Here is a 19,667-nt window from a genome sequence, read left to right as displayed (position 1 = left end):
AACCCGGCGACGCGCTCATCAGGGTGTTCAGCGTCCTGTCATCCGTACAAGGAGTGTCATCATGGCTGCCTCACAGAATTCCCCCCTTCGGCAGATCTACCGCGAAGTGTTCAGTGAGAAACAGCGCAAGGATAATGATTCGCTGAGCCGATACATCGAACAGGATGGATCGGTTTTCCCTCTGGTGGCAGAGGGTGTGAAAGGTCTGGTACGTGACTTCGGCTTGAACCGGGACGACGCGCAAATGTTTCTGCGGCGTGCCAATGCCTTGGCAATCTATGTGCGACGGAAGTTTATCGAGCAGGAGTTGACCGGCGATAAAACAGAACCCATGAGACCGATGAGCGGGCTTTTATCATTGGTGACGGGACCCAGTTTTGAAAAAATTTTTTATCCACCCTTCGATAGCTTATGCCCGCCTGATGCCCTGGAGTCGGTGACTTCACCCGTTGCGTATCTGATTGAGTTGCTGATGTGGATCAGAGACAAAATCGAAGCTCGTGGTGATGACGAAAGAATGCCGCTCACGGGACGGCGCACGGATCTGCAGTCGTTGCTCATCAATCACAAGGCGGTGCATCAAGCCGTGTCATCGGTGGACATCATCGTCCCGGTGCTGGAAGCGTTTATCAAGGCCCACGGCCAGGCGGGCGGTGATATCGATGATGCCCTGCGCCAGGCCCGTTATCCCAATGGGCTGCCCCATTGCCAGGACTGGAAGACGATCGATTTTGTCGCCCGGCACCATGACCTGTCGGTAGGGGCTGTGGCCCGTGTGGTCGATCCGTTCATTCCGTACTTTCTGCAACTCAATGCCCAGGGCGGTGATGGGGAGCGGGCCTTGCTTCATGCGTCTCGGCTGGGGCCTTATCAGCGGGAGTTGTTGACTGAGGATCCGGTTCCCGACGATGACTCCGAAGAATCCAAAGAGCAGCAGGAGCACTTCTATCGCCTGAACTTTGGCGCTGAGGGTGTGGAGATGGGGGACATGAACGAGGTGAAGTTTTTCTGTGTAAGGACAAAACTCGACACCATTGGGCTCGAATCGTTGCTTTCGGTTCGAAGTTTCGCTCCTCTGCGGTCTAGCAATGCTCCTTCAGAAAGTGGTGAGTCGTCTCCCAGCGGAGCGGATTCGGGTTCGGTTTACCTCAATGCGGGTTCGTTCCCTGCTGTGGATATCGATTTTAGGGGCGGGACGAATCGTGAGATCTTGCACCGACTGAAATCTATCTCCCACACCCGATTCGACCGAATGAACCGCAAGCTGCGCCTGGACAACTGGCTAGGCCTGTCCAGCGAACAAGTGGATTGCCTGCTCATGGCGGCAATCAATGCCGAAGCCCATACCCAGACGCCGAAGCCCGACTGCTGGATATCAGAAAACACCCTGCAGGCCATCGGCCTGTTTCAAGAGTTACGCGAGCGTTATGGCTGTGCCGCCGAGGACTTCGCGGTGTTTATCGATGAGCTGTCGATTTTCGGCCGTGGCGAAGTGCTTTCGCAGTTTGATCGCATTTTTAATGCCCAGGCGCATTTCCCCAGGCCGCTGCAACTCGATGGCCACACGTTTCCGGTGTTTCCGGCGCCGGGCGAGGACGGGTTAACCGTCAATCAACTCTGCAGTGGCCTGAAGATTGACCTGCATACCTACCGTCAGCTGGCACTGGCAATTGCCCAAGCCCATGATCGCGAGGACACGCTGATCTGCGACCCGGCAACCCTATCAAGCTTTTACCGCATGGTGAAACTGCCCCGAATGTTGGGCATCAGTCCGGTCGAGGGCATTCTGTTGCTCATTATTCTGGGGGGCGACAGTTGGCTCAAGGCGTTGGCCGGCGTGCCCGAGCTCAAGTCGAACAAGCACGAAGGCACACCGGATGCGCTGAACATCATCCACGCCATGGAGTCCTGTGTTCGCTGGTGTCATGAGCGTGAGATGCCGGTGCTCTGGATGCTGCAACAGGTTTCGCCGATCGTGGCACCCGCGGTATCGTCGAATGAGCGGCAGTTGTTCGAACAGCTGCGAAGTCTGCTGTCTGCGGCCTTGTTTTCCGAAACGGCGTTACTGATGGCCGGTGTCCCGCCGCTGGCGGGCGGTGCGAGCTGGCTGGATTTACTGACCGCTCTGGTCGACAGCAACGGGTTGGTTCAAGTGCTGTCGGAGTCGATTGAACTCGACTACCTGACCTTTGCCCGCCAGAGGCTCGATGAGGCGGTGAGCATCGGCATTGGCGAAGGCGATAAAGAGTCGCGTGCGCTGATCGTCGAAAAAATGCTCGGTGTATTGCTGCAAGCCAGGGCAGGGCAGGTGTCGGTGATCAAGGAATGCCTGGCGGTCTACGCGGGTCTGAAGTCCGAGCTGGTATTAACCGTACTCACCTGGGCAGGCGGGACGGTTTATCAGGTGCTCAAGTCTGCACTCGAAGGTGCAAGGCACGATGACGGCGCCGCAAGTGGACGTCGGCGGCAACAAGCGGACGAAGGTAATCCGCTGCTCACGCTATTGGCCGATCTGCGGCGCCGCAGTGCGGTGGTGGTGAAGCTGGACCTTAGCGTCGAACTGCTGGAGGACTACCTGGCCTACGGCTATAAAACGTGGCTGAGCCGCGATAACAAACATGAGTTCACGCTGAGTACGCTTTACTACCTGAGCGTGCTCAACCAGGCCTTTGCGTTGGGTCAGCAGCCACCGGAAAAACTGCTTGATTACCTGCGTCAGGTCAACGCACTGCCTGAGCCTCTCTCTGAGGATGCCCTGGCGCTGGCCCAAGAGACTGCGGCGATCAGGCTGGCAATTTTTTTCGCCTGGAGTGTTCAGGACGTGCGCGAGTGCGCAAGACGGGTCGACCCGGAAATGATGCTGATCAAAAACCTGGCGCAGTTGGATCTGTTGATCCGCGTCCGTGAGCTGTCAGCACGCAGCGGCATGGATGCCCTGACGATTTTCCTGATGGGCATGCTCCCGGCAGCAATCGACAAACGGGCTTACGCACGGGCTGCCGAACATGCACTGCTCAGTCTGAAAGCCTCGCCGGCGCCACTGATCCCCAATGAAGATGAAGCCCTGGAACACATGCTCAAGCTCACCTGCGAGGTGGATCGTACGGTGCTGGTGGCCAATAAGCCGGGGGAAAAAGCCACCTTCGAAGTGACCGTCAATAACCATGCGGGCAAGGGTTTGATCGGGGTCAATGTGTACTGGAAAACCACCCTGGGCAGCATCGAGCAGACCGCTACCGGGACAGATGGAGTGGCGACCGCCGAGTTCATCCCGGGCAAGGTCATGGGCACGGCAGTGCCACGCTTCTGGCTGGACCTGTATAAGGAACAGACAGCGCAGAGTGTGAAGATCGGTGCCGATGAAACCTCAATGTTTTTTCCGGGGCCGCTCAAGTCCCAGGTGCCGGATGGCGTTGTGAAGGCTGGTGCGGAAGTCGAGTTGTATGCCGTGATGCAGGACCGTCATGGCAATCGGGGTATTGGCATGCCAGTGAAGTGGAGCAGTGAGGTCAAGTCTGATCCCGGGACGACGATACCTTCGTTGATTATCCGGCCAGCCGAGGGGGTGACCAATCAGGAGGGGATCACGCGAGTCTTCGTCTCCAGCCCCACAGGCGGGACATTCGAGGTCGGCGTTACCAGCCGGGACAGCTCTGAAACAGCATTTTTTGACGCTATTACCTTCGCCGGTCCTCTTTCCGTGGAAACGGATGCCTGACGGTCAGGTGACCTCTGCACAGCCGCGTACAACTTGGTGAGACCTCAGGAGCAAGGGTTATGGAAAACAACAAGATCGCCGGACTCCTCGAACAACGTCGTACGGCATTGATCGAGTATTGCATCGGGCAGGTCAAAAAGGGCTTGCCTCCTGATGACGAGTTCTACTTCCTGAGAACACCGGAGGACCTGCTTGAGCTCCTGCGCATGGACCCGCTGGACAGTTACCCGGTGCAGAGCTCCAGGGTCGCCGAAGCCATCAGTTGTGCCCAGCAATACATCCATGCGGTGTATCGCAAGCTGGAACCGGGGTATTCAGGTCACGAATTCGATAAGTGGGATCTGCAAACCTGGGAACTCTACAACAACTACCCGGACTGGGCGGCGTTGCAGATGATCGCCCTGTACCCGGAAAACTTTATTAACCCCCATGTACGTCGGCGCAAGACCAGCCTGTTCAAAACCCTTGAGAACAATCTGAACCAGACGCGCCTGAGCACTGATTCCGTGCAGGTGGCATTGCAGGAATACCTGCAAGAGTTCGAGCAGACCTGCAACCTGGATGTCATTAGCTGCTATATGGACGGCACCTCGCTGACAGCGCCCCTTACACCCACGAGAGCGGATTATTACTTTGTTGCCCAGCAGCGGATTCAGCCTTTTCAGTATTTCTGGCGCAAGGCCGAGGTTGAATTGACGCCCAGTTGCCGGGCAATCAACCCGGCCGCGTGGCGTGAATGGCAGCCGGTCGAGATTCCAGTCGGGGGTAAGGTGCTGGATATACGGCCGGTGTTCTGGGGCGGGCGTTTGTGTGTGGTCTGGGCTGAGTGGCGTGAAGGCATTGCAGCGAGTGTGGACTTCGCTCCTCCCGTGCTTTGCAAGCTGGAGATCAAATTGGCGTTCATGGCTCAGAACGGTCATTGGTCAGCACCGTTTCTATTGCACAGCGAGGAGCGCAATACCGACGTCTCGACCGGCAGCCGTTTGATTGCCACGGTATTGGTCGATGAGCTGCATCCCAAAGGCAAGTTGGGGGTGTTGTTGACTAACCGTAGTCGTCAGGGGGGGGCGGCTCCCGAGAATCCTATCGATGTGTACCTGGGACGTGATGTCCTGTTCCGTGAAGTCGCTGAAGATGGGCGCTTACTGGAGCCATTGGCAGACCATCGCTTTGTCGACTCAGGCATCGTGCAGCATCCGATCTTGCGACAAAATCTTTCGACTATTGGCGAGTCCAACGACCCCACCGGTACCTTGACGCCTTACTACTCCTTGCAAGCGGTTGTTTTGCGTGTTGGCGAGGACGATGTTCTTCTGGTCAGGGGGCTTTGCGCGGTGAAGTCTGACTCCGCCGGAGCGAAAAAGGACTTTGATTTGACATTGCTCAATCCGGCAGCAGGGGATCCTTATCCGATCAAAGGACTTTTCTCCGATAGCGGTGGCTGGAGTACACCCTGGATGGACGTTCACCGGCAGGCGGACGGTTTTACCGGACCTGTCACTTTTACATTCGGTGGTTCTACCCTAAAGGATGGCCTCGGGCGCAAAAAATATGTAGTGACAGTGGGCACGGTCGCCTCTTTTGTCCCACCGTCACTGGACAAGACCAACGCCCAGGGCGCGCAGTTTCTCAAGCTCAACCTGCCTGAGCCGTACCTCAAACAGGTTCGTCTGAACTCACTGTTCGGTCCCGATCTGGTGCAGCGCGCCAATATTTCGGTCGATGCCGTGCTGGATTGGGAAACTCAGCATCTGAAAGAACCGGACCCGGCCGCAGGTACCATTGACGAGCCGAACGGCCCGTTCGATGGCGCCAACGGGCTGTTTTTCTGGGAACTGTTTTTCCACCTGCCGCACCTGGTGGCGTCACGGTTGAGCGCTGAGAACCGTTTTCTGGAGGCACAGCAATGGCTGCATTATCTGTTCGACCCTCAGGCCCCGGCAGATTCTACAACCAAACCACACAAACCCCTTTATTGGCGCTGCCGCCCCTTGACGGGGCCCGGCAACCTGGGCTGTGAAGCCGAGGCGCCGACCGACCCGGATGCGATCGGTTATTCAGCCCCTCAGCATTTTCAGATCGTTGCGTTCACTGAATATGTAAAAAACCTGATCGCCTGGGGTGACTGGTATTACCGCCAACTTACCCGTGACAGTCTGGTAGCGGCCAAGTTGTGTTATGTACAGGCCGAGTTTTTGATGGGCAAGGCACCCACGGCGAGGACGGTCAACCGTTGGCAACCGAAAACTGTCGCTCAACTGATGGCCAATACCAATTCCCGGCCCGCGCTGGAGCAGTTCGAAAAAAACCTTGCGTTCACCCTGGCAGATGTACCGGCCAAGGCTGAGGTGGCGCCCACTCTCGGCCTGATTGGCATCGAACCGTTTGAGCCGCCGATCAATGAGCGATTGCTCGAACTGTTCGACTTGCCCGGCAGCCGCCTGCATAACCTGCGCAACAACCTCACCCTCGACGGCAAGCCGTTGCTGATTCCGCTGTTCAGTCCACCGACAGACCCTAACCAGTTGCTGCAGGATCTGGCTGCCGGCGGCGCCGGTTCGCCACGGCCAATGGGCGGGCAGGTGCAGGTTGTGGCGTTCCGCTGGCGGGTCATGTTCGAGGCCGCGCTGCGGGCGGTGCAGACGTTGCAGGATTATGGCAATCAGATACTGCGCCTGCTCGAACAGCGTGATCGGGCTGAAATGGAAGCGTTGCAGCACAGCCATCTGGTGGACCTGGGGGCGTACGCCCAGACCTTGCAGGAGCAAATCATCGAGCAGATGAAAGCGAGTGTGACCGCGTTGGAACAGAGCAAGGCGGTGGCGACTGAGCGTGCTGTTGCGTATGAGGCAAAGGTTGTGAGCAATGTGAGTAATGCGGAGTATCAGGTGATGGATGCCCTGTTGTTGGCGAAAATCTTCAACGGTGTGGGTATTGGGTTCAAAGCGGCGGGAGCGGTCGCTAAAACGGTCGTCCCGAACAAAGCCGGTACGTCATTCGGTGTGGCGAACCCCGGGGGGATACTCGAAGGGATTGGTAGCGTTTTCGATATTGTCGCCCTCGGGCATTCCCTGGACGCCGAACGAACCGCCACCACTGAAACCTACCGCCGTCGTTGCAATGATTGGGAACTACAGGGTAAACAGGCACGAGCTGAAGAGCGCGCACTCACCGAGCAAATCACCGCGCAAAATCATGCCGTCGAAGCCGCCAAGGCCAACCTGCGGCAAACCCTGCGGGCCAATGCCCACGCGCTGACGCTCTACACCTTCATCAAAAAACGCGCGACCAATGCCGAGCTGTTCGGCTGGCTGCTGGGCCAACTCAAGGCCCTGCATTATCAGGCCCATGACGCCGTCGTCAGTTTGTGCATGAGTGCGCAGGCCTCGTTGAGCTTTGAGACCGGTGACTACGATTCGCAGATTCCCCTGCCACAGGTCTGGCTGGACGAGCGTCACGGTCTTACGGCGGGTGAACATCTGCGGGTGCACCTGCTGCGCATGGAGCATGAATACTTGCGTCGCCATGAGCGAAGGCTGGAGCTGGTCAAGACCATCTCCCTGCGGCAATTGTTCAATGACAAGGATGTGGATCCACAAGAAGGTTTTAGTACCTGGGAGGACGCGCTGGCGGAGCTGCAACGCACTGGCACGCTGGATTTCAAACTCACGCAGTTGCTCTTTGACCGTGACCACCCGGGCCACTACTGCCGGCAGATCAGCACGGTGGACGTCGATCTGCCCGCGCTGATAGGGCCTCACGAAAATATCAAAGCTACGTTGTTGCAGGTCAGCAGTTTCACCGCCACCAAGGCCTCGACCCGTTCGGTGGAGTACCTGCATAAGCCTGAAAACGCGGTGGCCCCTGCCGATGTGCGGCGCAGCCTGCGCAGTGGTCAGCAAATCGCTTTGTCGGTGGGCATTGGTGATACCGGTATGGCCACGGTGAAACCCGATGAAGGCTTGCTCAACCCCTTCGAATGCACCGGTGCGGTCTCGCACTGGACGCTGCACTTCCCGTGGCCACTCAAGGAGCCGCAACAATCCATGCTGGCCTCGCTGACCGACATCATCGTGCGCGTTCGTTACACCGCCAAGGTGGGCGACCCGACATTCACCCGAAAAGTCGAAGAGCTGGTCAAGCGCGCCGATCAGGATGATCCGCTCCGGCGTGTTTGACCGTTGATCCGCACCGGATAAACCGAACAGGGAAAGGAGCAGTCAGTCATGAGTGAACCGGTCATCCAGGCCAAAGCGAGCCTGGTACTCAATGGTGATTTTCGCGAAGGGATTAATCACTGGATAAAGGACGAGCCCATTCCCGGCTGGGCCAAGATCGTAGAAGTTATCTATAAGGGCGAAAGAATTCGTTGTCTGACGGTCGGGAATGAAGCGTCGGTCAGTCAGGTTATCGAGGCGCCAAAGGACCTTCGCGCTGATGCTTGTTACGTCATCAGCTTTCTCTGCGAATCGTGGCATGACAAAGCCGGCAGGCTGGAAATCAGCATTGAAGGGAGCTCGGAACCTGCGCAGGTGATCCCGCTTCCTCCAGGCAATAACCAGGTGAACAAGGCGCATCGTGCTGATGGGCAACCGCTGGCCTTCGAGCCTGTCGAGTACGAGGTCAAGCTGACGCTGCCGCTCAAACAAAACGACAAGGTTCGTGTCAGCGTCTTCAGCCCGCGAAGCCAGGATAATGAGTATGAGAGGATCATCTACATCACCCGAATCAACGTCCACCTGCATCTGGGGCCGTTGGAATTGCAACAGCTGACGTTTGACGGCACGCCACAGTCGCCAGATCGTCTGTTGTACCTGTGTCTGGGGGCGACCGGGAATTTTGCTCACAGTCTTGGTTTTGGGCCTGTTGCGGATAATGCGTGGCTGGACACTCACGCCTCCTTGATCAGCGAGGACAACCCACAGGGCGCGGTGGTTACGACGCCGGCTCTGGGGGTTGATCATCCGCTCGATAAACTGTGGTCGCTCGATTGCCCTGTGATCGAGGGTGCTGACGCGCCCTATGAGTTTTCGTTCAACCTGCTGAGCAAATACACCGCTGAGGCTTACCCGATCAAGGCTTCGCTTGGGCATCATCGACTCAAGTTCGGTGAGGTGCTGGAGGCGGCCTACTACCCGGTTTTCGAGTACGGACAGTGCGTTCGGCTGGGCGTTAAAGTGGTGTCGCATTACACCGCACAAGTGCTTGCCGAACAGGAAGTCACCTGGAGTGTCAATGGAGAACGGCAGGGAGTGACCCTCCTCACCGACGATGAAGGCTGGGTTTACTTCAATTACACACCGACTGCTGCTGGTGAGTCTGTCATCACGGCATCGGTGGCGAGTCTGTATTACCCCGGCGATGTGTTCACCAAATCGTTTGACGTTCGGGTGCTGGCGACCGATCCCTGGGAAGAGGTCATGGCGGTCGTCGACGGTAAGGAAACTCTTTGGGACGAGAAGACCGGTTACCCCAATCGCGGCGATCAATACCCGGTGACCTTGAAACTGCCTGCCGACAGCCCGCTACTGGGAACCCAATTGTGGCTTCAATGGGACGGCGACACCCCTGCCGAGTTGGGTGTGACGGTGAGTCCAGAGCTTAAAGAGCCTGTGCCAGTCACTGGCACCGAGCTGATCTGGTGGCTGACCTGCGATGATCGTCTCGACGGCAAATTCGAACTGCTGCTGGGCTGCTCGAAGCTGTTGTTACCTTCGCGTAAAAAACCAATGTCGCTGGCGCGCAATGTGGTCGAGATCGGCGAGGTGCGAGAGGCGAACAAATCCCCGGTAGTGGATGAAGGGGAAAGTGTGCTGCTGATGGTGCAGGTGCTGCATCTTGTTACCAGCGGCTCCGGTGATCCGGTGGTCAATGCGCTGGTTGACTGGGTGGGACCCAACGACACGGTGTCCACCGTCACGGGTGAGGGTGGCTGGGCGAGCGTGCTGGATACACCGAAGACGGATGGCCCTTACAAGATCATCGCCAAGGTCAGGGCGCACGTGGAGATGCAGCCGGTTGAGCGTGAGTTTGCTGTGACGGCGCTGGCGACCAGCCCTTGGAAGAATCAAGTCGAGTTTCATCTGGATGGCGAGTCGGTGGATCGGGCGATTGTCGGGATTGCCTGTCGGCGCGGTAAGTCGCATACCTTTCGCGTGACGCCGGCGGCGGGTAGCCCAGTGGCCGGCAAACCCATGACCTTGACCTGGCGCGCTGACGATCCGGGTTTGGGGTTAACGATCGGAGAACCGATCGCCACGCAGGAAGGTGGTTGGGAATGGCCGTTGCGCTCTGAGGCACGCACCAGCCGCAGTGGCTTGTTCGAGTTCTCGCTCATGAGTGACGGATTGCCGGGAGCCGTTCGGGAGTTCTCCGGGCGTTTACTGTCCGAAAATCTGGCCGATGAAGGGCGCGTCGTGCTTGATCAGGTGTCGGCAAACCTTGGCAATCAGACGCTTTATCCGTGCCTGGGGGCTCTTCATTACTTCAACTTCCTGCCCAATGCACTGAGCCCGTTGATTGGGTTGAATTTAATGCTGCAATGGTCGGGCACGTCGGCCGACGAACTGGACGCCACCGTTACCCCTGCATTGCACCTGCTTCAGGTCATCAGCGCCGGGGGCGCGCCTTGGGCGCTGAACTTCACTGCCAGTCAGAAAAACGGTCAGTTTGCGCTGGAGCTGGAGCTGCCTCAGCTCAAGCTGACGTCCACGGCCAATGTGATGCAGTTGGGGCATAACAAAGTCAGGATCGACGCGCTGCACGACGCGGCCGTGGACCCGGTCGTCGGGCAAGATCGTGCGTGGCAGTGGGTGCAGGTGATCTCCAGCTTCACCCGGCAGCCGGTAGCGCAGGTGCCTGTGAAGTGGACGGCGGGTTCTTCGAGCGAGGTGGATACCGATGAAAATGGGTGGTCCGGCTATGCCTTGGTGCCGGCGACCGCGCAACCGCATAACGTCGAGGCACTCGTTTTCAGCCCTTATGACGAGTATGAGGACAAACGCCCCATGACGGTCAACGTGCTGAAGAGCGATCCGTGGAAGGGGCTTGTCGTTCAGTTTGACCGGCAACCCCCCCAGCCTTGGGGGGCCCAAACGTATTTCCCACGCCGCAAGGGTGATCACCGTATGGAACTGTGGGTGGACGAGGACAGCGTACTGCTTGGTCAGGAGGTGATGCTTGGGTTGACCGGGACCGGCCCTACTGCCCTTGGCCTGAAGTTTTCGTCGGCCCTCGGTGTGCCGCAGCGGTTTAGTGAGGGGAAATTAAGCTACACGCTCAAATGTGATGATCTGACGGACGGGAGCTTCGCGTTGCGCCTGGCGGCGTCAAGGCTGCAGAACCTGTCACCGGCCAATGCCATGTCGTTGGGAACTGGTTCGCAGGTGCTGAAAATCATCGGGAACAACCGCGTTCATCAAACGCTCGACTGGGAACAGGAGCTTCATGAACAAGTCAAGGTGGTGTCTGCCATCAGTGGCAAGCCGATGGTCGGCCGGATCGTGACCTGGCGCAGCCCCGACCTTGGGGTGGTGAAAACGCTGACCGACTTCTACGGCGTGGCAAGGATCAGCTTCAAACCGCTCACCACAGGAGCCGGTGAGCTGACGGCAACGGTGGGGGATGCAGTTCACTCAGACTCCGTATCCTTGGCCTTTACGCTGAACGAGCCACGCAAGATCCTTGAGCTCATTGAGGTCAATACTGTTGAAAAAGGTGTTGCTGAGGAATCAGAGGCTCGTGCACAAGCAAAGGTCGTTTCCAGCCGTACCGGAGAGCCGCTGGAAGGCGTCAAGGTCATGTGGGACTTCTCGGGTCAAGCGTTGCCGTCCTCGATCACCAACAAGGACGGCATTGCAACGTTGACCTTCGCGCTGACTGCGGGAGATAACAGAGTGCTGATGGCTACGGTCAGAGGCGGTGTGGGTGGCTGGGACACGAAACAGTTGCTGTACGGCGGGCTGGTCCCGGTGATCGAGTCGTTGACCAGCTCTGAGCCGAGTATTCAGCTGGGGCAAGAAGCCGATGCTGTGGTGACAGTGGTTTCCCGTGCGAATGGACAGCCTGTTGGGGGGATAAGAGTCCGGTGGGCGTTCCCGGGATTGACCTTGCCGCCAACCGCCACCGAGGAGGATGGAACATCGCGGATAACCTTCATACCGCCGGAGTTAGGGGAGCACTCGCTGACGGCGACGGTAGGTTTTGGTACCAGCGAGTCGTTGGTTTTCACTGTTGTGAAATTTTACGGAATAACCGAGATGAAGGTGTCCCGTTCGGTGGTACTTCTTGGCTCGGACTTGACCGCAGATGCTCATGTAGAAGGTGTGCCGCAGGGGACCGAGGTGCTCTGGAAATTTACAGGGATGCCGGACACCAAATCGTTAACCAATGCCGAGGGGTGGGCAACGAAGATGTTCACCCCGACACAGGTGCCCGACAGTCTTTTTGCTGTGGTGAGTGCTACGGTGAATGCGGGAGCGGGGAATGAGTTGACGCTATCGAAAAAAGTCTGGGTTTATTCATCGCCTGACTATATCTGGGTGAATCACAATCCTGTCTTTCTACCCGAAGTGCTCGTGACAATGAGGCAGAACCGGGACATTGCAATAGGGATACTCCCGATGGACGAGCAGAAGGGCAAAGAGTATGCAATTTTTAGCGCTCGGCCGGAGGTTACATTTACGCCTCCGGCGGGTGAGTTCCAAAAAGTGGATGGCCGGTTTAACTGGACGGTGAACATCCAAGTTCCGGTGGGAGAGGAGTTTGCATTTGTGATCACCTCTAGGGACTCAACCTTTGTGGGTGGCGTGAGGTGTCGAGTGGCCGCGCAAACCCGTGAGTCTGACCCAGACGTTATCATCGAGCCCGACAAGCGCTAAAGCACTCCGGCTTTTTTCCAACTCAAATACCGCGTCACCAATTCCGCGCCCAGTTCACTGGGCCGCACATCCAGCACTGGCACTCCATGAGCGCTCAACCGCTCATGGAGTTCGGCCCGGGCATTCAAATAATCCACCGTGCCGCAGTAAGTCAGGGCTTCATCCAGGGTTTGCACGGGGGACTGCCGTACCTGATCGAGTATTCCTTCGCGCAAACTCGCCACCAACACCCGATGTTGGCGGCCGATGCGTTTGACCGTGCTGAGCAATTCGTCATCGTCTTCATCGCGCAGGTTGGTGATCAGCACCACCAGCGCCCGACGTTTTTGCCGGGCCAGCAATTGGCTGGCAGCCGCCTGGTAGTCGGCGGGGCGTTGGCTGCTCTCGAGGTCGTAGACGGTGTTGAGCAACACATTGAGTTGGCCAGTACCTTTGACCGGGGCGAGGTAGCGTGGTTGATCGCCCGCGAAGGTGCAAAGACCCACGGCATCGCCCTGACGTAACGCCACGTAGCTGAGCAGCAGGCAGGCATTGAGCGCATGGTCGAAATGCGCCAGTTCACCGTCCAGGCTGCGCATGTGGCGGCCGCAGTCGAGCAGGAAGATGATCTGCTGGTCGCGCTCGTCCTGGTACTCACGGGCAATCGGTGTGCGTTGGCGGGCGGTGGCTTTCCAGTCGATCTGGCGCAGGCTGTCGCCTTCGCGAAATTCGCGCAGTTGATGAAACTCCAGACCCAACCCACGACGTTGCCGCTGGCGCACGCCGAGCTGGCTGAGCCAGTTGTCGACGGCCAGCAACTGCGCACCGTACAGACGGGCGAAATCCGGGTAGACGCGGGTGCTGTCGGTGACGTTCAGGTAGCGCCGGGCGGACCATAGACCGAAGGGGCTGGGCAGGTTGATTTCGCAGCGCTCGAAGCTGAAATGGCCACGCCGCAGAGGGCGCAGGCGATAACTGATCAGGCTGTGCTGGCCGGGTTGCAGTTCGACCGATTGTGGCAGGTGTTCGAAGCTCAGGCCGTCGGGGACGTGGTCGAACAGTTGCACATTCAAGGGTTGCGGATAGTCGTGTTGAATACGGACGCTCACCTCACTCCAGCGTCCGAGCGCGAGGCTGCCGGGCATCTGACGTTGCACGCTGGGCGACGGCAGGCGCATCAGCCGGACGGCATCGAGCAGCGCCAGCAATAGAAGCGCCAGCAGCAAGCCCCAGTTGATCGACAGCAGGCTCGGTGCAACGCGCAAACCCAGCGCCCTTAATGTACCGAGCACGATGCTCAGCCCGAGCAAGACAGAGAGCCAGATCAGCAGTAGGCGGGTGGGTTTCATGGCGTAGCGGCTCTCCGGTAGAGGTCTGGCTCATCGACCAGGAGTAAAACCATTGTGGCGAGCGGGCTTGCCCGCGCTCGGCTGCGAAGCAGTCGTAAAACCGAGAGACGCGTATTACCTGACATTACTCGATGGCCTGTTTTGGGGCCGCTTCGCAGCCCAACGGGGGCAAGCCCCCTCGCCACAGGGGAGCCCGTCGGCAGGAGGGCGTTGCTCACGCTCTTGGCGCCGGTACCTGATCGAGCAACTGCCTGAGCACCTGGTCGACTTCCAGCCCTTCGATGTCCAGCTCCGGGGCGATGCGCACGCGATGGCGCAACACGGCCAGTGCGCAGCCTTTGATGTCATCCGGAATCACGAACTCGCCACCGCGCAGCAGCGCCCGTGCCCGTGCGACCCGCACCAGGGCAATCGTCGCCCGTGGGCCGGCACCGAGGGTCAGGCCGGGCCAGTTACGGGTGGTGCGCGCCAGGCGCACGGCATAGTCCAGCACCTGTTCATCCAGCGGCAGGTCGCTGGCGATCCGTTGCAGGGCCAGTACATCCTTGGCTTGCAGGACGGTGCGCAGCGGTTGCACATCGAGCATGTCGGCGCGGGTCGAGCGGCTGACCTGGCGGACCATGTTCAGTTCCTGATCGGCGTCTGGATAGTCCATGCGCACCTTGAGCATGAAACGGTCGAGTTCCGCTTCGGGCAGGGGGTAAGTGCCTTCCTGTTCGATGGGGTTTTGCGTCGCCAGCACCATGAACGGTTGTGCAATCGGCAGGGCGCGTCCTTCAAGGGTGACCTGGCGTTCCTGCATGGCTTCGAGCAGCGCAGCCTGGGTTTTCGCCGGTGCGCGGTTGATTTCGTCGGCCAGCAGCAGGTTGGTGAACAATGGGCCTTTACGCAGTTTGAACTGCTCGGTTTGCAGGTCGTACACCGCGTGCCCGGTGACGTCGCTGGGCATCAGGTCCGGAGTGAACTGAATGCGCGCAAACTCGCCTCCGAAGCAGCGGGCGAGGGCGCGTACCAGCAAGGTCTTGCCCAACCCCGGAACGCCTTCGAGCAGCACATGTCCGCCAGCAATCAGTGCGCTGAGCACATCGTCAATTACCGTGTCCTGGCCGATGACGACCTTTTGCAATTCAAGGCGCACCGCTTGCGCCAGTTGGCTGGCGCGCTGGCGTTGTTGGGCGGCATGGGTCAGGCCGGCAGGTTCGGTGGAGTCATTCATAAGGCATTCCTGAGGGTTTGCAGGTGGGCGACCTGACGGCTGAACTCAGCGCTGGAGTGCCGCTGTTCGGGCCGTGGGCTGAGTGCCTGGCTGATGGCGCGGGTCGGTTGGCCGGTCAGGCGCGCGAGCACCTGCCATTGTTCGGCAACGCCGAGTTGTTCGAAGCCTGGGTGACGGTGTCGGGCGCGGCGCAGCACATCGTGTTGCAGAGCCAGTAGCAGGCTGTGCTGACCGTTGCGCCGCAGCATGAAGTCTGCACTGGCACGCAAGTGCTCCTGAAGTTGCCGACGGGCTTTGGGGGCTGGAGCCTGCATGGGCCCCTGACGTAACCCGGCTTGCCAGATCCACAGGCCGATCAACGCGACGAGCGCCACCAGTGCCTGCGGGAAATAACGCAGCAGCAAGGTCAGCAGGTTCTCGTGATCAATCGTGAAGAGCAGGGTCACGCCCGTGTCCGAATGCAGGTACCAGAGCAGCCAGGCATTGTCGTATCGGCCGATGTTCGGGTTCTTCCACAATTCGGCGTCGGTGACCACCGTGATGGAACCCCGGCCATAACTGAGTTGCATCATGTGAGTGGCCAGCGCGCTGTTGGCCCAGGACTGCGCGAGGTTTTTTGGGTCTTCAAGATGGAACTGCAGATCGAAGCTGGCGTAGGCCGGAGCGTCTTCGTCTTCGAGATAGAGTTTGGTCAGGTTCGGGTAAGGGTCTGCTTCGGCATCGGGTGGTGGGTTGCCGAGATCCTTGCTCATGGATTGATGCAGTTGCACCCGGTCGAGCAGCAGGTCGCCGCTCTTGCCGGTTTTTTCATTCCACAAGGCTTCGGCCACAAACAGCAGACGTCCACCGGCACGGGTCCAGTTCAGCAACTGATCGGCCTGGCGCGGGGTCATGTTGGCGCGATCACCGAGCAGTAACAGGCTCTGTTGATGCGGTTCCAGATACGGCAGGATGTCGAGGCTGTTGGCGTGAGTCACGGTCAGCCCTTGTTGACGCAAAAAGTGTTCGGCCGCCAGATACGGGTTGGCCCGGGCTTCGGGGGAAGGGCCGTGGTCGATGACTTCCTGATAGGGCGCGGCCTGCTGGTACAGATAAACAGCCAATGCAGCGAGCAGCCCGGCAATCAGCAGGCCAGGGATCAGGCGCCGATTCAACGCGAAGCTCCCGGGCCGAACAACGCCCGCCAGCCATCACACAGTTCCTGTTGCAGATGTGCCGGTGGCAAGCGATGCCCATAGGCCATGTTCTGCCAGTGCACTGTCAACGTGCTGCTGAAGGTATGCAGAGCCGGTTCTTGTAGTTGTTGGACCCGTTCCAGCACCTGACCCTCGGTGTCGGCGCTTTTCAGCGGGAGGTTGAAGTCGTGCAGCAAACGGCTGAGCAAGGCCCGATAGAGCAAGCCGAGGGCTTCGCGGGGCTGGGTCGACCAGAGGCTTTCGACGCTGGCGGCGATATCGTCCGGCAGGGTTTCCCGATCGAGATCAAGGCCGAACAGCTGGGCCGGCGCCGGGTGCGCGGGCGTTTGGCGCAGTTTTGGACGGTGGCTGACAAAGGTCCTTAGCCAGTCGCGGTAACGCCAGATCAGCAACGCGATGGCGCCGATGACACTCGCCCACAGCAGCACCTCGATGACCTGAGCCAGACCGGCGAAGCGCTGGCTGTCGAGCAGTGCAAAAAACGCTTTGAGCCAACCCGGTGTTTGCGTGTCGGCAGGTTGATCGGGCGTTTCTTTACCAAAGCGATAGTGGGTGACGGTCTGCGGATTCTTGAACGGTGGCGTGTCGAGTATGGCCTTGATGCTGTTGCTGGCGGCCTGGCTGGTCAGCGGTTGCTGGAGCAGGCGCGGGCTGTCGGGGGCGTTGGCGGGTTCGGCGGCCCAGAGTGGCTGCGTGGCGGGCAACCACAGTAGCCCGAGCATCAGCAGGCAGGCAGCGACGCTGCTCAGGCGCTGGCGCAGACGGCGGAACACCAGTTCGATATCCCAGGCTTCGAGTCGGGTACGACGGTTCAGGTACAAACTGAAACCACAGGCGACGTAGATCGGTTCCCAGATGATCAGGATCAGCGCGTAAAGCGCATTGATCAGGTGGTCCAGCCAGAGCCAGTCCTGTTCAGGGGTAGCGATCAGCGTTTGCCAGTCCCAGTTCAGTTCGATTTGCGCTGGCAGCAAAAAATAGAACAGCACCATCAGGCCGATCCACAGGGCGGCTTCCAGATGCGCGCCAATCAGCGTCAGCCAGCGTGCTGCGCCGCGATCGCGTTGTTGCAGCACGGCCAGGCGCTGCTGGCGTGCCAGACCGCTGAGCTCTTCAAGTTGCACGACCGGCATGATGAAGCTGCGACTCAGGCCAAAGCGCCGCCATGTCAGGCTGGCCAGCAACTGCGGTTTGAGCAGTCGCGGCCATTGGCGCAACGCCTGCCTCAAGGTCGGGGTTTCGTCGAACAGGGTGCTGGAGAGGATGTACAGCGGCAACCGTTCGAACGCCGGTTTCAACCACCAGAACAGCAGCACGGCCATTGAGGGCGAGTCCCACAGCAGTAGGGTCAGCAGGGCAAACACCGGCAGCGTGACGATTGCCCAACTGGTCATCAGCAGGCGGCGATGTTGCTGGTTCAGCAGGACGCCGAGGTCCATGGCTTCCCAGGTGGTACGAGGGCGAATGACCACGCTGGCGTCACTCAGGCGCATGGCGTGTACGTCCGGCAACGATCAGGTAAGTCGCCATCACTAACCAGAGGGCTGCGCCCACCAGGTATTTGATCAACGGGGCAAGCCCGGTGCGGGATGACCAATAGGCTTCGATAAACGCGGCAAGCAGCAGAAACAGCATCACGCCGCAGATCATCAAGACACTTTTATGCGCCGCCAGGCGCAGCGCTTCACTGCGTGGCAAGCGCCCGGGGGCGATCAGCGCCCAGCCCAGTTGCAGGCCAGCCGCACCGGCCAGGGCGATGGCGCTGAGTTCGAAGACACCATGGCCGATGACGAACGACCAGAAGTTTTCCCCGTAGCCGATGTGCGTCAGGTGACCCGCGACCGCACCGATCATCAAACCGTTGAAGAACAGGAAAAACACGCTGCCCAGGCCAAACAGCAATCCGCTGGCATAGGTCTGAAAGGCGATGCCGATGTTGTGCATGATGTAGTAACCGAACATGACCCAGTCGTCGCTGGCGGCGCGTTCACCCAGGCGCCCCAAGTGACCGGCTGCCGGGTCGTACATGCTTTGCATCTCGGACACCTGTCCGGCCGGGACCAGGCTGTAAACCAGCTCGGGAAACAGGTACACCAGCACACCGATGCCCATCAGCGAACCGAAAAACAGCAGGCTTGAGACCAGCACGAAAGGCCATTGCTCACGAACCAGTCGCGGGAAACCGGCGAGGACAAAGGCCAGCAGATGGGCGCCGACCCGACCGCGATGCCGGTAAAGCTGTTGGTGCCCGCGCAGTACCAGCTGTTGCAAGGGGTCGATCAGGTAGCTGCTGTAGCCGCGCTCCTGTGCCAGCGCGAGGTGCTGGCACAGCCGTCGGTAATCCTTGGGGAACGAGGTGCCGTCATTGGCGTCGGCTTTGCCACGCTCAAGCAAATCGAGCCGTTGGGAAAATTGATCCCATTCGGCTCGATGGCAATTTTCGAAAAGGCCCTGTTTCATGCCGGCCCCAGCAAACTGCGGGCGATGCCATTGAGTTTGGCGACTGCGTGGGGCGGTGAGACATGGAGCGGTTCGGCGAGGATGGCGGCCAGCTCATTGACCCGTTCACTGGAGAGCTCCGTCTGACGCTCGGCGAAACCCAGCACCGCGCGTTGCTCATTGAGGGTCAGCGCAAAGGGCGGGTGCAGTGCCAGGGCTTGCGGAATCTGTGGTCGGGTGGCCGCTTGTTCGCGGTAGATCACCAGTGTGCCGGCCGCAATATCGCCCAGTCGTTTGAAGGTCGGATGCTGCAGGCAACTGATGGCGCCAAGGCTGTAGCCGAACGGCAGCATGTCGACGAACCGTAACAGGTTGCGGATCAGCGAGGCTGGCCAGCCAACGGGCGTTCCATCGTCATGCACGACGCGCAGCCCCATCAGCTGTTTACCGGGCGAGCGGCCCTGGTTGAGGACCTCGAACAGCACCATGTACCACCAACTGACCAGAAACAGCAGCACCGAGCCCAGCCCGATGCCGACGCTCCCCAGCAAGGCCAGGACAATAAACAGCAAGCCCAGCACCAGCCCGCGCAGCCCCAGGTCGATGGCAAACGCCAGTACACGGGGCATCAACCCGGCAGGTCGCAGCGGCAGATCGATGCCTTCCGGCGTTTCAACCTGATGCCGCGTGTCCAGTGGCGGGGGCAGCGTTGCTTTCCTTGGCGGTGCTGAAGTCTTGCGCATGATCAACCTGATGGTTGGGATTCAATAACGATTCGATGCTAGCAGCCTTCGTCGTGCTAACGACATAACTATGTATGACAAGGTATCAACCAGAAATGCTTGAATAGCAAGATTGCTGGTCGGCGCCGCGCTTGAGCGCCTAGACTTC

9 protein-coding genes are annotated in these 19,667 nt (G+C 59.3%); 3 read left to right on the top strand and 6 right to left on the bottom strand.

Annotated features, from left to right (window positions below; all coding sequences use genetic code 11):
* Positions 1–61: 61 nt before the first annotated feature.
* The 3 genes from KRR23_RS08185 to KRR23_RS08175 are packed head-to-tail and all read left to right on the top strand — an operon-like array spanning position 62 to position 12,597.
* Positions 62–3,718, top strand: a complete 3,657-nt coding sequence (locus KRR23_RS08185) for a Tc toxin subunit A (protein ID WP_216742070.1) — start codon at positions 62–64, stop codon at positions 3,716–3,718.
* 59 nt (positions 3,719–3,777) lie between these two features.
* Positions 3,778–7,896, top strand: a complete 4,119-nt coding sequence (locus KRR23_RS08180) for a neuraminidase-like domain-containing protein (protein WP_216742069.1) — start codon at positions 3,778–3,780, stop codon at positions 7,894–7,896.
* Positions 7,897–7,944: 48 nt separating this feature from the next.
* On the top strand, positions 7,945–12,597 hold the full coding sequence (locus tag KRR23_RS08175) for a hypothetical protein (RefSeq protein ID WP_216742068.1): 4,653 nt from the start codon (positions 7,945–7,947) through the stop codon (positions 12,595–12,597).
* Here the strand turns inward: KRR23_RS08175 and KRR23_RS08170 are convergent.
* The 6 genes from KRR23_RS08170 to KRR23_RS08145 form a co-directional block, all read right to left on the bottom strand.
* The gene (locus KRR23_RS08170; protein ID WP_216742067.1) at positions 12,594–13,925 is read right to left on the bottom strand and encodes a DUF58 domain-containing protein; all 1,332 of its coding nucleotides are present in this window, start codon (positions 13,923–13,925) and stop codon (positions 12,594–12,596) included. The two genes, KRR23_RS08175 and KRR23_RS08170, sit on opposite strands and share 4 nt — an antisense overlap.
* Positions 13,926–14,139: 214 nt before the next feature.
* Positions 14,140–15,141, bottom strand: coding sequence for a MoxR family ATPase (locus KRR23_RS08165; RefSeq protein WP_216742066.1), 1,002 nt, complete (start codon positions 15,139–15,141; stop codon positions 14,140–14,142).
* Positions 15,138–16,295 (bottom strand): DUF4350 domain-containing protein, encoded by a 1,158-nt coding sequence (locus KRR23_RS08160; protein ID WP_216742065.1) that lies wholly within the window; start codon positions 16,293–16,295, stop codon positions 15,138–15,140. Before KRR23_RS08160 ends, KRR23_RS08165 begins: the two co-directional genes overlap by 4 nt.
* Positions 16,292–17,830, bottom strand: a complete 1,539-nt coding sequence (locus tag KRR23_RS08155; RefSeq protein WP_216742064.1) for a DUF4129 domain-containing protein — start codon at positions 17,828–17,830, stop codon at positions 16,292–16,294. The genes KRR23_RS08160 and KRR23_RS08155 overlap by 4 nt, the downstream gene beginning before the upstream one ends.
* The gene (locus KRR23_RS08150; RefSeq protein ID WP_216742063.1) at positions 17,817–18,797 is read right to left on the bottom strand and encodes a stage II sporulation protein M; all 981 of its coding nucleotides are present in this window, start codon (positions 18,795–18,797) and stop codon (positions 17,817–17,819) included. Before KRR23_RS08150 ends, KRR23_RS08155 begins: the two co-directional genes overlap by 14 nt.
* A complete protein-coding gene (locus tag KRR23_RS08145; RefSeq protein ID WP_216742062.1) occupies positions 18,794–19,519 on the bottom strand; it encodes an RDD family protein in 726 nt (241 codons plus the stop codon). The genes KRR23_RS08150 and KRR23_RS08145 overlap by 4 nt, the downstream gene beginning before the upstream one ends.
* Between the last annotated feature and the right edge of the window lie 148 nt (positions 19,520–19,667).

The sequence above is a fragment of the Pseudomonas sp. CVAP#3 genome (genome assembly GCF_018986375.1).
GTDB classification, from domain to species: domain Bacteria; phylum Pseudomonadota; class Gammaproteobacteria; order Pseudomonadales; family Pseudomonadaceae; genus Aquipseudomonas; species Aquipseudomonas helvetica.
The sequence above is the reverse complement of the archived record's forward strand: the minus strand, read 5'-3'. Positions and strand labels throughout refer to the sequence as shown.